This window comes from Nostoc sp. FACHB-152, assembly GCF_014697475.1.
Taxonomy (GTDB): domain Bacteria; phylum Cyanobacteriota; class Cyanobacteriia; order Cyanobacteriales; family Nostocaceae; genus Nostoc_B.
In genome coordinates, this window is record NZ_JACJRV010000007.1 from 157,954 (window position 1) to 172,845 (window position 14,892).

Consider the following 14,892-nt stretch of genomic DNA (forward strand, 5'->3'; position numbering starts at 1 on the left):
CCCTATACCCTAATAGGGTTTAGTTAGGAATTCTCCTTTGTTTCCTTTGCGGTAGCCTGCGGCAAGCCGCTAGCGCGTCTACGTTAAAAAAAACTGAACTGTATTAACCCTTAGGCAACTACAAAATTCACTAACTTTCCAGGCACTACAATCACTTTTTTAATCTCCTTACCTTCCAGATGACGCTGCACAACTTCAGACTCACGGGCGAACTTCTCCAACTGGGCTTTATCGGCTTGTGCTGGAACTTGAATATCAGCCCGCTTTTTGCCGTTAACCTGAATCACCAAAGTGATTTCATCAGCTACCAAAGCCGCAGCATCAAAGGTCGGCCAAGTTTGAGTATGAACTGAATCTTCATTACCCAATAAATGCCACAACTCATCAGCAATGTGTGGTGCAAACGGCGCAAGTAAAACAATTAAAGTCTGAATACCTTCTGCATAAATGGGTGAATTTTTGCAGCCAGCATCAGTTAAAGAATTACTCAACTTCATCAATTCGGAAACAGCCGTATTGAATTGATATTCATCTTCTAAGTCTTCCGTGACTGCCTGGATAGCAGTGTGAATTGCCCGACGTAACTCTTTTTCTGCCTTACTCAAATCAGAAAGTTGCGCTTTTTTACGAGATACTCCAGCCGCTACGTAATCTGTTACCAAACGCCATACCCGATTTAAAAAGCGGAATTGTCCTTCAACGTCAGCTTCATCCCACTCTAAATCTTTTTCTGGTGGTGCTTTAAACAAGATGAACATCCGCGCTGTATCTACACCATACTTGGCAATTACATCTTCAGGTGCTACACCATTGCCTTTAGATTTGGACATAGTAGCGTAAAGACGTTGCAAAGGTTCCCCAGTTTGCGGGTCGCGGGGGTCATCGGGGTTAACAAGACCAGAGGGAATCCATTTATCTTTACCGCCCTTATTGGGATTCAGATAAGTTAAACCCTGTACCATCCCTTGAGTTAACAAACGCTCAAAGGGTTCGTCAAAGTTTAACAAGCCGCGATCGCGCAATACTTTAGTAAAGAACCGCGAATATAACAAATGCAAAATCGCGTGTTCAATACCGCCCACGTACTGGTCTACTGGCATCCAGTCGTTAGTTTTGCTGGTGTCAAATACCTGCTGTTCGTTCTGTGCGTCAGTAAACCGCAAGAAATACCACGACGAATCAATAAAGGTATCCATCGTGTCAGTTTCCCGCTTCGCTGGAGTACTGCAAGTTGGGCAAGACACATTTATCCAGCTTTCTAACTGTGCTAACGGTGAACCACCGCGTCCAGTAAATTCGACTTCTTCTGGTAACTGCACTGGCAAATCTTTGTCGGGAACTGGCACTATGCCGCAGTTAGGACAGTGAATCACCGGGATGGGTGCGCCCCAATAGCGTTGCCGAGAAATTAACCAGTCGCGCAAGCGGTATTGAATGCGTTCTTTGCCAAAACCTTGTTCTTGGGCATATTTAACTATAGCGGCCTTGGCATCTACAGAATTCATCCCAGTAAACTGCCCAGAATTAATTAAAATTCCGGCTTCGGTATATGCTTGGTTATATTCAATCTGAACAAGTTGTGTCACTTCCTCACCCTCGGATGCCGCCGGAGTTAAATCAAACCCAGCGACATCTTCGGGCGCAGCAATCACAAACTCTATCGGCAAATCATAAGTCTGGGAAAACTTGAAATCCCGCACATCATGGGCAGGTACACCCATGACCGCCCCAGTACCGTACTCATACAGTACATAATCAGCAATCCAAATCGGTACTTCTTCCCCTGTAAACGGGTTAATCGCTTTACCACCCGTAGGTATGCCTCGTTTGGGTTTATCTTCCGCAGTCCGTTCCAATTCGCTTTGATGAGAAACTTCTGTAATAAAAGCTTCTACGGCTGCTTGCTGTTCTTTGGTAGTGACGCGCTTGGTTAAAGGATGTTCTGGTGCTAATACTACGTAGCTAACACCATAAACAGTATCAGGGCGAGTAGTATACACACCGATTTTTTCATCAATCCCAACTATGGGAAATTCTAAGTAAGCACCGGAAGATTTACCTATCCAGTTAGCCTGCATCAACTTAACGCGTTCCGGCCAACCTGACAATTTATCTAAGTCGTTGAGCAATTCTTCGGCATAGTCGGTAATCTTTAAAAACCATTGCCGCAACAATTTACGCTCAACTTTCGCCCCACTGCGCCAAGAACGCCCTTCGCTGTCAACTTGCTCGTTTGCCAATACAGTTTGGTCAATGGGATCCCAGTTGACTGCTGCTTCTTTTTGATAAGCTAACCCTGCTTGCAAAAACTGCAAGAAAATCCATTGAGTCCACTTGTAATAATCAGGCGAACAAGTAGCAACTTCAGTATCCCAATCAATACATAAACCAAGACGCTGTAACTGCTGCCGCATTTGGGCAATATTTTGGTAAGTCCACTTGGCAGGCGGAACACCTCGGTCAATAGCGGCATTCTCTGCTGGAAGTCCGAAGGCATCCCAACCCATTGGGTGTAGTACCCGATACCCTTGCATTCGCTTGAGGCGAGCAATCACATCGGTAATTGTGTAATTACGGACGTGACCCATGTGTAGGCTGCCCGATGGATAGGGGAACATGGATAAGGCGTAGAACTTTGGCTTATTACTTTCTGTAGGGGTCTTATCTAAGCCAAGTTCTAACCATGTTTTTTGCCATTTTTCCTCAATTGCTGCTGCGTTATATCGGGAATCCACCGAAAAATCTCCTACTGGACTGTTATCTTGTCTGCCTCCATATTGTAGATGATGGTAAGCAAAGGATAAGAAACTCAGGATGACTGAATCAAAGGTCAAATTTTCTGAACCACTGCGGGTGTTTGTTTACGGTACGCTCAAACCTGGTGAAGCTAATTATCAAAGATACTGTGCTGATAAAGTAGTCAAAGTTAAAAGGGCAGTCACACTAGGCAAGCTATTTGCTTTGCCGATGGGCTACCCTGCAATGACACTAGGACAAGATCAAGTTCACGGATATTTATTTTGTTTTTCTGACCCAGAAGTTTTATCCGCTTTGGACTATCTGGAGGATTACCAACCTACTAGACCGATGTTAGAAAACCTTTACAATCGCCAACAAGTTAAAGTATACGATCTACAAGGCCAATCCCTTGGTTGGGCTTGGGCTTATTTCATGACCTTAGAGCTTGTTGGCAAATTCAAAGGAATTCTGCAAGCTGATGGTTGGTGGAGTGGCTGCGGTTTAACAGCCAAGGAGCGTTATGAGTTTGAGAAACTACCCTAGCCTCTAGCCTCTTTTGATTAGTTAAGATTTGGTTCAATCTTTTCTAGTTTAGGCTGTTTGAGATGAGTTTGCTTTGCTGGAGAAGTCTCGGCTTTAGGAATTTCAATGACTGGTTTGTTTAATGCCACTGCCACCATCAAAGGGTGAGTCGGAGCAGCAGGGGTTTGTGCTGTTGGTGTCGTTTCTACTTCTACTTGTGGTTTTTGAGCCAGTTGTGGTGTTCTATACTCACTTCCTGGCAGCAAACCGGAAACTACGCTAATAACACAAGCCGCAACAGCCGCGCCCCCAAATGTCCAGGCTAACCGTGAACGACGACGCAAACGTATAAATACTTTTTCGGCTGTTACTTCTGACGATTGGGCTGGGGTTGGTACTGGTAGGGTTCGTAAACCTTGCCGCAGCTTTAATAATCTGGCATACAGGCACTGAACAGAAGCATCATTGGCAAGCCATTCTTCTACTTGCCTACGTTCTGTGGCGGTCACCTCTCCATCGAGGTAGGCACTCAATAACTCGAAGCGATCGCGCTTCACCATATCCATAGTACCCGTTGATTCATTAGGATGTTGATCCATTCCTGCTGACAAATTTTTAGGAGGTTGTAAAGGGGAACGGTCGGAAAACGAAGAATCAGTAGTCATTTTAACACTATTACTAATTCATACACGGGTAAAATGAGCCAACAATATTTAATACATTCATAATTTTCCTCCTGACAGCAGCAGCACTAAGATTAATTTATAACTATTGTTAATCAATACTTAAATTATGCCACTCACCTATGGTTATAGGCTGTGATTTAAATATCTAGATAACCTTGCAACTGAGCTTGCAATCTAGCTCTGGCTCTGGCAATTCTCGACTTCACCGTTCCCAAGGAAACCCCTGTGATTTCGGCGATTTCTTCATATGCCATGCCTTCGATTTCTCTTAACACAATTGTAGTGCGAAACACTTCTGGTAAATCGGCGATCGCTTCTCGCAATTGTTCGTAAAATTCCCTAGTGGTCAGTGCTTCTTCTGGCCCTGGGGTATCTCCGGCAATTTCCCAGTCTATTTCGCCATCATCTAATGTACGGGGGGCATCTAGCGATAAGGGAGCTACAACCCGCTTGCGTTTGCGCAACTCATCGTAAAACAAGTTTGTGGCAATCCGGCTTAACCAACCCCGAAATTTGGCGGGTTCTTGTAATCGATTAATATTTCGATACACGCGAATCCAAACTTCTTGTGCTAAATCGGCTCTGTCTGGCCAATCTGGAGCTAGGTGGTATAAAACCCGCTCAACTTGGGTCTGATAGCGGCGCAGTAGCTCCGCAAAGGCAGCACGATCTGGTCGCAATCCAACTTGACAGCGCAAAATAAGATCGTGATTTGAGAGTTTGTCAACTTGCACCGATGCTTCTGGATACTTCGCATCAACCGTTGACCAGGATACAGCAATCGATTGACTCATAGATCGTACTGGCATTAAATCATCCCTTCCTATTAGACCTGCTATCTTGCTGGTTGTTCCTGAGTTAGGTGCCGGATTTAGGATTGGAACACTGAAGTATACAATTTAGATAATTCTCTTGGCTTAAAAAACAGTGATAATTTTTATTTTTCTAGATATTTAGCTATTTCAGCCGGATAATGCCATATTTACATTCAGGGCAATTTCACGTATATTTGTGCGTCTGATAACAACTGACTATTTACGCTTGACAAAAAATGTAAATTATGTACTAGGTATTTAGCAAAGAGCAGACTCTAGGTGAAAGAGCCTAAACAACTGAAACACTCTCGCTTGGGATTAAAAATCTGAGTTTGTTGACAGACAAACAGCGAAAATTTTTTAGCTTCTACTTTGAATACTGAATTGATATTCGATCAGCCGTTAGACTGTGTAGATATCGTAAAGCCTTCACTAAGGGTAGAGTAATACCAATTCTCTAAAATGAGGCAACAGATGAAAATCAGGCAAGTCTTACTGGAACTAGATTTCTTAATTGCGATCTTCTAGCCTGCGAGCGTCATGGCGAATTAGTAGAAAATCTTGGGACTGGTAATTGTTGCCAGACAGCAGAAAGCTCGCAGAAATTCATAATTATTTATTATGAGTTAGAAATTATGAAATTATGCTGGCATCCTTTAAGAGGAATGTTATTTTTCCGGTCTAGTTACCAGAATAGTGAGTTTTTCTGGATGTTCCTGATAAATAGCATCCTTATTAGCTGGATCTGGTAAGCGAACTTGAAAAAAGAAATTAATGGAAAATGTGATTGTGATTGCTAGTAATAGTTTTTCAAACATGGATTTTCTCCCGCCCACACCATTAATGATTGATTGCTGCACTTGGAGAGTTCTAAAAAAAAGCCTGAATGGCATAAGCCTGATTTTGGCACTTCGCAAAAATAAGGTTTTTCACCAGAAGTTTTTTTTGCTGAGACATCCGTATAGGCTTAGTCTGCCCAGAATTGTGGGTAAGTTTGTAAGGAAACAGATAAGTATTTATGAAGTCTTGATAATTGAATGATGAGTACATTCAATTATGGAAAGAGATTGGATCTGTCAGGGATAAACAATAGGCGATCGCAATGGTAAGAAATGAATTTGTAGCGCGTGTAGTCATGTTTCTCTGTTTTGGTACAGCGATATTATCGCTAGCTGTCCATTGGCGCGTTACTACAACGCAACAACAGTTTGATAGTTCAGCCTCCACTCAGGGAAATGTTCCTAGAGGTTTAGGGGAAACAGCCTTTGGCGCGTCTACAATTGCTGGTGAACCTATCCCAGGAGGAAATCTTCAAGGAACTTCTAAGTTAAAGTCCTCTGATATCCAGCCTCATAATAATTCGGGTACAGTGAACCAAAATGTAGCGATAAACACTGATATACCCAATAATCGTAATACTGATGAGCAGCCAAAATCCTTTTTTGCCCAACTATTAGATCAACAAAAAACTTCTAATAAGCTGGGGACAAAAACCCAAGTAATAGTTGATCTAAGCGATCGCCGCACTTACGTTTATCAAGGCGATTTGGTTATAGCCAGCTACCCCATTGCTATAGGTAAGAAAGGATGGGAAACGCCTGAGGGTACTTTTGAAGTGATGAATATGCAACATGACCCAATTTGGCAACACCCAATTACTGGTAAAGTCTTTCCGCCTGGGAATGATAGTCCGCTTGGCGATCGCTGGATTGGTTTTTGGACAGATGGACGTAATCAAATTGGTTTTCACGGCACTCCAGATATCCATCTGTTAGGGGCTGCCATTTCTCACGGATGTTTAAGAATGCGTAATGCTGATGTCCGGTTGTTATACGACCAAGTGAAAGTTGGCACACTGGTGACTGTGCGTGATTAATCAAGGGTCAAAAGTCCATAGTCAAAAGTCCATAGTCAAAACAGATTGACCAACGACTATTGACCCTTCGGGTTCACCAGTTGCTCATGGGGGAAACCCCCAAGACCGCACTGGTTCACCAATGACTATTGACCAAATTTATTTTTGTTCAAAGCTAGGTGCGTAAACTTGAAGTAAGGTACTAACTTGGCGCAGAACTTCATTACCAGTGTTTTTAGCCAAAACTGGTGTTCTGTTGTCGAGTGTGGGTTGGTCGAGGTTGCGACGGATCGCTTCACTGACTTGTTGGGAAATTAATTCTTGTAGTTCGGCTTTAGCTCTTAAACTCTGATAATTAGCACCTTCTTCTGTGGTGGCATACAAAGGTGGTAAGCGGTTGAGGGCATAGGCGGCAATATCGCCTACATCTAAGGAACTTTCGCTGGTAGCTTCGATTTCTGCTACACGCGCGATCGCCTCAGTCAATACCAATTCTTCCATGACGTTAATAAATTGTTTGCGAGGCACCGCCACTACCTCACCAGTTAATAGCGCGCCCATTAATCGATCTAGCGCCATGTACTCTTCTATCGAAAGTTCGGATGCATTATCACAAATTCGCCCAACTTCTGCTTCCATTGCCGGCGTGAGATAACCATCCTGGAGAGCTTGTTCTACAATTTTTTCAATACTCATAACGCTCATCTTTTTAAGCCACCCAAGTAAGGTAGGGACGGTACTAATTCAATTTATTCTGCCCAATTATCAGCGCACAATATACAAAATTATGCACATACGCTATCAATTATTTTTTCTATTCAAAGACCTTGTTTCGCCAGGGTACTGGGTCAACAGATTGCCCGTTGACATATAAACCCCAATGCAAATGCGGCCCTGTAGATGCACCTGTTGAACCCACTCCGCCAATTAATTGACCAGCTTTCACTAAATCGCCTTCCTTCACGTTAATGCGACTTAGATGCATAAATATGCTTGTCACGCCTTGACCGTGGTCTATGCCTACTACATTACCGTGAACTCGGAAGCCTTGTGATACTTTGCCAACCAATGCAACTCGCCCAGAGGCTGGGGCAGTTACAGGCGAACCTGCGGCTCCTGCGTAGTCAACGCCACGATGATAGTAGTCTGTTGCAAATTTACCATTATAGTAACGGCGCACGCCATAAATTGTGCTAATCCTGGCTTTACTTGGGGCTATAAACTTACCATTCCAATATTTTTCTGGTGTTTGTAAGGCTTTAAATGCTGCTACACGCTTGAGTTCATATTCGGTGGCTCCATCAGCAGATTTCCCTGGTGGTAGAGTAATGCGTTGTATAGGGAATTTCCGAGGGCGTACTTTCACTGCCAAATTTTTGACTTGACCATCCCCAAAAATTTTCACAGTTCTGGTTCCTGCGGGTTCTAGCGGAGTTGTGGGGATAAATGCTCGATATTTATTTGGTGCAACGGCAAAGGCTGGGTAGGCTTTTTCGCCAACAGTTATTTTTGGTTGGTTGGCATCATTTTGGCTATCTACATCAATGATTACAGATAGCGTATCTCCTAACTGAGGATTAGTGGGAGATACTTGCACTTGCAAAGCTTCTACAGGCAATGCCAAGGTTACGGGTAAAAATGTTAATATTCCCAAGAACAAATTTGTGGTATTGCGGCTCACTTGCCTACTTTGAGAACTTCTAGCGCGATTATCGATAGTCATAATAACTAATAGAACAATCCTTTACTTTTGCTGACAGACAGACTATGCGATAAGTACTAGGGTTCCTGAACCACAGCAGATAATTGTAAATACATAATATTCTGATATTTGATGGTTTTAATAGATATTCTAGGCAATAATATATACTTATTTTTAATTGATCGCCAATGATAATCATTAACTTTAATATATGTTAAACCAATCAACACTTGTGGCTTGTATAGAAGCCTGAGACTTAAACCTCTACATTTTGTTAAAGCGATGGCAAGACCCCTGGGAAGGGTATTCTAAATTTTGAACTGCTAATTTAGCATCTTAAAATTTCGATATCTCAACCAGAAAAAGGTTTATCCACAATTATTAAGTTTGTTAAAGTAGAACATCAGCCAAACCATGCTAGCCAAAAAGGTAATGCGATAAATAATCCTACAAATGTTAAGGCAATACTGCTAGCTAATAAGTTACGATCCAAGTCATAAACTTCTGCCAAAATTAACACAGAAAGACCCGTTGGTGTTCCAGACATTAACACTAAGATAAGCCTGTGTTCACCAGTTACCCCTAAAAAAGTTGCACCTAATCCTACTAATATAGGAACAATAAATACTTTTAATACGCTGGCAACAGAAGCAATCTTTAAACTTTTCCAGCCTGTGATTGTTCTTAGGCGCAAACCTACAAGTACCAAGGCTAAGGCAATCACTACCCAGACAGCTTGTTCTAATCCTGATTCTACTATCGCTGGCAACTCAATAAACTGAGTACTTAAGCCCAAAAAAAATGTCCACAAACTCGGAACAGTTATTAAATCTCGTAATTGAATCCACCAATGATTATCGGTGTGACTCTTACCAAAATAGCTAGCAATTAAAACAGCTATGCCATAAGTCCCTACAACGTTGTTAGTCACACTGAATAATACTGCCCAGTCATTGTTTGTGGGACTAGTTAATACTTGTGTGAGTGTTAATCCTACAAAACCCGTATTGCCTAAGATTGTAGCCAGAATAAAACTGCCTAAACTGGCTCGCATAAAGGGAATGTCGATCGCCAACTCGGAATTTGCTACATCTGGCTGTTGTTGTTGGCTTTTGAACCATTGTAAACCTTGCCAAATACATAGTGCTAAGACCAGACTCAGCAATAATACTCCAATTGCAACTCCAGGTATGAGTACGCCATGAGATAAGTCAGTGTGACGTGCCAAAACCAAAATTTGTAATGGTACTCCTACCCAGTAAAGTCCATTACCTAGCCACTTGAAAATTTTATCTGGGGTGAATTTAGATATTAAGAGTCCTATACCTACCCAAATTAGAAATGGAGTATAGGCATGAATCAGGCTGTCAATCATTGTCACGCGGCACCTTGGTTGAGGTGTCAGAATGGTTGCTGTTGCTCGTAAACCAGCACAGCCTTCTTAATTATTATTGAAGGTGAACCTTTCGTGACTTTTTGTGTAGAAAAAATTTAGCGATCGCTAGGCAACTGCCATGAAAGTACAGCGTGATTTGGCATAGATAAATAAAAAAAGGTAGGAAGCCCTACCTTGAACCCAAAAAAAAGCATTTTGTAACCAAATACGATATTTACTCTTACATATAGGTGTGACGGCAATATTGCAAACTCACGACAAACGTATGAATAATTACTCAATTTAACTAAATGCTGATTTTACTAGCATTTGAGCATTTTACTTCCTGCTGCTTGCACAAGAGAGCCGTCCTCCATATGAACGATGCGATCGGCAATGTCTAAAATGCGGTTGTCATGAGTCACCATCAAGATGGTGCAATGCCTTTCTTTAGCTAGTCTTTGCATAAGGTTCACTACGTCTCGGCCTGATTGACTATCAAGGGCGGCGGTTGGTTCATCGGCTAAGACGATTTTAGGGTAACTTACCAAAGCACGAGCGATCGCTACTCGCTGTTTTTGCCCTCCCGACAGTTTATCAGGATAATAATGTAGGCGATTACCTAAGCCTACCTGCTCTAGCATCCCAGTTGAGCGGATTTGCATCTCTTGTGGATCAATGTGCTGATGCAATTCCAAGCCCATTTTGACATTTTGGAGTGCTGTTAAACTTCCATGCAAGTTATGAGCTTGGAAAATATAACCATTATGGCGGCGTATCTGTACTAATTGTTCTGCGCTGGCACCGCAAAGTTCTTGCCCTAAAACTTGTAAGCTGCCAAACTGTGAAGATCGCAACCCACCAACTAAGGTTAATAGAGTCGTTTTTCCTGACCCAGATGGCCCTGTCAATATAATAATTTCACCAGCATTAATCTCTAAGTTGATATTAAATAATACTTGTTTACGTAATGTGCCGTAACCAAAATAATGGTTGAGATTATAGATAGAAATAATGGGTTTGCTCACCATGAATAATTTGTAATTAAATCGGTTTTTGATGCTTATTCGCTACAAATGAAAAATGACCAATAACAATTTTTAAAACATATCAGCAGGGTCGGCAGATTGCAGCTTGCGTGTAGCGATTATTCCTGAAATAGCGCACATAATAAAAGTTAAAATTATGACTTGCACGCCTCTAATTAAAGTCATATACATTGGTAAATTTGTGGCAGCACGAGTTATCTGATAAAGTCCCAAAGAGACTACTACACCAGGTAGAAAACCTAAGAGTGCTAAAATTAATGCCTCTTCAAAAACTATGCTTAGTAAATAGTAATTGCGATACCCAATAGCTTTAAATGTGGCATATTCTTTTATATGGGCATTAACATCTGTAGAAAGGACTTGATAAACAATAATTACTCCTACTACAAAACCCATTGATACACCTAAGCTAAAAATAAATCCTATGGGTGAATTTGTTCGCCAAAAGTTATTCTCAAATTCGATAAATTCGGCATGAGTTAGCACTTTCACATCATCTCGAAGATGTGCTTTTAATGCTGTTGTCACCTGTTGTGCATCGTAGCCAGGTTTTATCTGAATCAAGCCCAAGCTGATACTGTTGGATTGTCTTCTAGAAAATATTCGCAAAAAGTTCTGATCGCTGGTAATCAGGCTACCATCTGCCCCAAAGGAAGCACCAACTTTAAATAATCCCGTTATTTTAATTGTGCGCTGTTCTATTTCTGTGGTGAGGATTTGACCTTGATCAATTTGGGCGATCGCTTGTTGATATTCGCCTCTCGCACCGCGATCAAATAGGACATTATCAGGTAGTTTGAGTGCCTGTAATTGTTGGTTGACATCGGGTAAATCAAAGGCTGGCTTATCTGGATTGAAACCGATAACTAACACTCCTGTTTCAAGTCGCGTTTGGGGGTTCTTCCAGATACTATTACTGAAATACATTGGTTCTGCTGATTTTACGCCCGGTACATCCATCGCTTGGTACAATCGCCGTCGCGAAAACGACGACATACTTTGTAGGTTACGGGCTTGAGGACTAATTAATACGATGTCTGCTTCTAAACTCCGATGCAGTCTAGTATTACTGTCATACAGTGCAGTTTCAAAGCCAAGCTGCATGAACATCAACACATCAGCAAACGCAATACCTGATAATGCCACCAAAAGACGACTTTTTTCATGACTCAGTTGCAGCCATCCTAACGGTGTTCGTCGCTGCATTTGTTTGATTAATCCCATCATAGTTAAGTGCTGAGTGGAGAGAGTTAACAAGTAATAAAAATCGTCTGTTTCCTGTAACCTGTAACCTGTAACCTATTCCCTCTTTGTCAAATTTCGATTACTACTTTGATTTGCATGTTGCTGAGGCTGGCAGATTTTTTGCTGGATGCTTGATCTAGGTGGATATACACTTCTACGACTCTGTTATCAATGTTGCTAATGGGATCGGTATTAACTAGATTCTGCCGCCGTACTTGTAAGCCTTTGCGTTCTACTGTTCCCTGCAATTCAATCGGTAAAAAATCACCAACTATTTGCACTTTCTGTCCTGGACTGATTTTGCCAATATCACTTTCGTAAACTTCAGCTACTGCATACATCTGATTTGTCTGTCCAATATCGGCTATCCCATTGTTGTCTACTAATTCTCCTGGACGGGTGTGGATTTCAAATACTTGACCATCTTGGGGCGATCGCACGTAAGCTTGTTGTAGATTTGCTTTAGCTCGATTCATCGTTGCGATCGCACGGCTAACTTCTGCTTGGGCTGCTTCTACATCGACTTTCGGGACTTCGGTAATTTTGTCTAGTGTGGCTGTGGCTTCTTTGATTTGCTGTTGACTAGCCGCTTGAATGCGCTTTAATTGGGCTTGGGCTTCTTGTAAATTTTTTTGGGCAGTTTCCAGGTTTAAGCGTTTGCCATCTCTTTGGGAGGCAGCAATTGCACCTTCTTGATAAAGTGCTTGATAACGCTTGTCTTCTGCGGCGGCGTTTTGGACTTCGGCTTGTAAGCGGGCTACTGTGGCAGTTTGGGCAGCAATATCACCTTGACGTTCTGCTTCTAGACGGGCAATTGTCGCTGTTTGGGCAGTCACTTCGCCACGTTTTGCCCCTGCTTTGATGCGGTTGAGGTTGGCTTGGGCTACTTTTACTTGTTCTTGTGCTTCTTTAAATGCTGCTTCTAAGCGATCGCGATTGTCTAAAATGGCAATTACTTGCCCTGCTTTTACCTTATCCCCTTCATTTATTAATAGTTGTTCTACTCGACTAGGTTCTGTGGATGTCGAAGCCGAGAGTTTAATAACTTTTCCTTTGGGTTCAATTCGCCCTAATGCTGTGACTGTTTTAATTTCTGACTGTAGTGATGCTTGTATTTGTGTCTTTTGATTAGCAGCTTCTCGAAATTTTAATACCGTAAAAATACTGCTGCCAATGACAGTTAAAGTTACAAGAATCGCTATAAAAATTGGTGGACGTAAAATCGATAGAAACGATATGGAACCGTCTAGCTTTGAGTTTTGCACAATAGCATACCTTTGTAGCAATTCCAAATTGGTTTTTAAATCAGGGAAAAAATAAATTTTGGTAAATGTCTTAACCCAGTTTGGATGTATAGCTAAATGCAAAGAGATTAAAGCATATGAAGCTTAAATATCAGGAACAGTAATGTTTTTACCTCCTGCCCTCTGCCGCCTGCCTTCTGCCTTCTGATGTAGATGCTCAACGGGGAATGACAAAACTAAACCGTATAGTTATATAATTTGAATTATACTAAACCGATTAGTTTAGTCAAGCGATCGCCAAACAGTATTAACTATTTAAAGGCATAGCTGGCTTTACTTTCGAGTAAGTTGTTACAGCTAAAGAAAATTTTCAGACTGTTGGCAAAATCAGGATTATTGCAAAATGGCACGTCCAAGAGTGGGAGAAACTGACCGTTCTAATTCGACAGAGAAAGTCGAAAAAATTCTGCAAGGGGCAATGCAGGAGTTTCTTGCCCACGGCTATGCAGCTACTAGTATGGATAAAGTAGCAGAGGCAGCAGGAGTTTCTAAAGCCACGGTATACAGCCATTTTCAAGATAAACAGGGTCTATTTCGGGCATTAATAGAGAAACTGGCAAGAAAGCGGTTTCAGTCAATTTTAGGGACGTACCCTCTCCAAGGAGAACCTTATATTGTGTTGCGGCGGCTAGCAAAGACTGCATTAGATCAGATGGTTAACGACCAGGAATATCAGGCATTTGAACGGTTGTTGATGGGTGAGTCAGCCAGATTTCCCGAATTAGCCCAAGTTTTTATCGCTAGCATTGCCAAACCAGCGATAGATACTATCAGTAAATATTTAGCATCGCGTTCTGAATTGAATATACCTGACCCAGAGGCGACAGCTAGAATACTTATTGGTTCACTGGTGCATTTTGTGATGACGCAAGAGATTATGCACGGTAAGAATATTATGCCAATGGAGAGCGATCGCCTGATTGATGCCTTAACCCATCTCATTGTTAATTGTGCTGAATAACTTTCAACAAATACAGGCAATAGGCAATAGGTAATAGGCAAAAGGGCAATAAGATAAGAAATTGTATTTCTTTGATATTTTGCTAGTGCGTCACCGCGCTAGTGACAGGCACACATCCTGAAAATTTAAAGTTTTGCCTGAATAAAACTTTATGTCAGTATACAAATTACCTACAGTATACGTACTCTTTCTATATATTTGCTGTTTAAATATATAGCCTATATGTATTCATAGAAAATCTACTGAGTAGTATAAAACACGTGACAACATCAATTTAAGCAGTTAATATATAACTTGATATATCACTTGTTATATCCATCGGATTAATGTGATGGAAAGTTGAATGTCAATTTCAAAAAAAATAATAATTGAACAACCTAAAGTTGGGCAACTTATCCAAGATATTAGGCTGTTAATGGGACTAACTCAAGAAGAATTTGCCCTAATTCTTGGTGTAACTTTCCCAACTGTAAATCGTTGGGAAAATGGACACACTAAGCCTTCAAGACTGGCTGTAAAGCAGATTGAAGGTTTAATAGAAAAGTTAGGCGAACCAGGCGATATTCTTTTGTCTAAATACGAATAGACAGATGATTTATAAGATTTGGAGAGTCATAATTTATATGGCTGGAGATTTGT

The 14,892-nt window shown here is 41.5% G+C and carries 14 protein-coding genes; 4 read left to right on the top strand and 10 right to left on the bottom strand.

The window, feature by feature from the left end; genetic code table 11:
* Positions 1–110: 110 nt before the first annotated feature.
* On the bottom strand, positions 111–2,735 hold the full coding sequence (leuS, locus tag H6G76_RS09155) for a leucine--tRNA ligase (protein ID WP_190698873.1): 2,625 nt from the start codon (positions 2,733–2,735) through the stop codon (positions 111–113).
* Between the two features lie 79 nt (positions 2,736–2,814).
* Between leuS and H6G76_RS09160 the strand changes: the two genes are divergently transcribed.
* Positions 2,815–3,282 carry a gamma-glutamylcyclotransferase gene (locus tag H6G76_RS09160; protein ID WP_190698709.1) on the top strand — a complete coding sequence of 156 codons (468 nt, stop codon included), beginning with the start codon at positions 2,815–2,817 and terminating at the stop codon, positions 3,280–3,282.
* Positions 3,283–3,299: 17 nt separating this feature from the next.
* Here the strand turns inward: H6G76_RS09160 and H6G76_RS09165 are convergent, their stop codons facing one another.
* The 3 genes from H6G76_RS09165 to H6G76_RS09175 all read right to left on the bottom strand — a co-directional run bounded on the left by H6G76_RS09165 (position 3,300) and on the right by H6G76_RS09175 (position 5,655).
* Positions 3,300–3,926: an anti-sigma factor gene (locus H6G76_RS09165; protein WP_190698712.1), complete on the bottom strand. Its 627-nt coding sequence runs from the start codon at positions 3,924–3,926 to the stop codon at positions 3,300–3,302.
* Positions 3,927–4,084: 158 nt separating this feature from the next.
* The gene (locus tag H6G76_RS09170) at positions 4,085–4,741 is read right to left on the bottom strand and encodes a sigma-70 family RNA polymerase sigma factor (protein ID WP_190698875.1); all 657 of its coding nucleotides are present in this window, start codon (positions 4,739–4,741) and stop codon (positions 4,085–4,087) included.
* 689 nt (positions 4,742–5,430) lie between these two features.
* A complete protein-coding gene (locus H6G76_RS09175; protein WP_199337309.1) occupies positions 5,431–5,655 on the bottom strand; it encodes a hypothetical protein in 225 nt (74 codons plus the stop codon).
* A 209-nt stretch (positions 5,656–5,864) separates the two neighbouring features.
* Between H6G76_RS09175 and H6G76_RS09180 the strand changes: the two genes are divergently transcribed.
* Positions 5,865–6,638: a L,D-transpeptidase gene (locus tag H6G76_RS09180; RefSeq protein ID WP_190698715.1), complete on the top strand. Its 774-nt coding sequence runs from the start codon at positions 5,865–5,867 to the stop codon at positions 6,636–6,638.
* Between the two features lie 138 nt (positions 6,639–6,776).
* On the opposite strand, the gene H6G76_RS09185 is transcribed toward H6G76_RS09180, so the two are convergent.
* The 6 genes from H6G76_RS09185 to H6G76_RS09210 all read right to left on the bottom strand — a co-directional run bounded on the left by H6G76_RS09185 (position 6,777) and on the right by H6G76_RS09210 (position 13,253).
* The gene (locus tag H6G76_RS09185) at positions 6,777–7,322 is read right to left on the bottom strand and encodes a late competence development ComFB family protein (protein ID WP_190698718.1); all 546 of its coding nucleotides are present in this window, start codon (positions 7,320–7,322) and stop codon (positions 6,777–6,779) included.
* Positions 7,323–7,431: 109 nt separating this feature from the next.
* Entirely contained in the window at positions 7,432–8,340 is a 909-nt protein-coding gene (locus tag H6G76_RS09190; RefSeq protein ID WP_190698721.1) for a M23 family metallopeptidase, read from the bottom strand.
* Positions 8,341–8,722: 382 nt separating this feature from the next.
* Positions 8,723–9,694 (bottom strand): AEC family transporter, encoded by a 972-nt coding sequence (locus H6G76_RS09195; RefSeq protein ID WP_190698724.1) that lies wholly within the window; start codon positions 9,692–9,694, stop codon positions 8,723–8,725.
* A 323-nt stretch (positions 9,695–10,017) separates the two neighbouring features.
* Positions 10,018–10,725 (bottom strand): DevA family ABC transporter ATP-binding protein, encoded by a 708-nt coding sequence (locus H6G76_RS09200; RefSeq protein WP_190698726.1) that lies wholly within the window; start codon positions 10,723–10,725, stop codon positions 10,018–10,020.
* Positions 10,726–10,794: 69 nt separating this feature from the next.
* Positions 10,795–11,970, bottom strand: a complete 1,176-nt coding sequence (gene devC / locus H6G76_RS09205; protein WP_397333656.1) for an ABC transporter permease DevC — start codon at positions 11,968–11,970, stop codon at positions 10,795–10,797.
* A gap of 86 nt (positions 11,971–12,056) precedes the next feature.
* The gene (locus H6G76_RS09210) at positions 12,057–13,253 is read right to left on the bottom strand and encodes an HlyD family efflux transporter periplasmic adaptor subunit (protein WP_190698728.1); all 1,197 of its coding nucleotides are present in this window, start codon (positions 13,251–13,253) and stop codon (positions 12,057–12,059) included.
* A 382-nt stretch (positions 13,254–13,635) separates the two neighbouring features.
* Here H6G76_RS09210 and H6G76_RS09215 point away from each other — a divergent pair, with 382 nt between their 5' ends.
* Both H6G76_RS09215 and H6G76_RS09220 read left to right on the top strand, forming a co-directional pair.
* Positions 13,636–14,253 carry a TetR/AcrR family transcriptional regulator gene (locus tag H6G76_RS09215; protein WP_190698730.1) on the top strand — a complete coding sequence of 206 codons (618 nt, stop codon included), beginning with the start codon at positions 13,636–13,638 and terminating at the stop codon, positions 14,251–14,253.
* Positions 14,254–14,596: 343 nt separating this feature from the next.
* A complete protein-coding gene (locus H6G76_RS09220; RefSeq protein WP_190698732.1) occupies positions 14,597–14,839 on the top strand; it encodes a DNA-binding transcriptional regulator in 243 nt (80 codons plus the stop codon).
* Positions 14,840–14,892 lie beyond the last annotated feature (53 nt).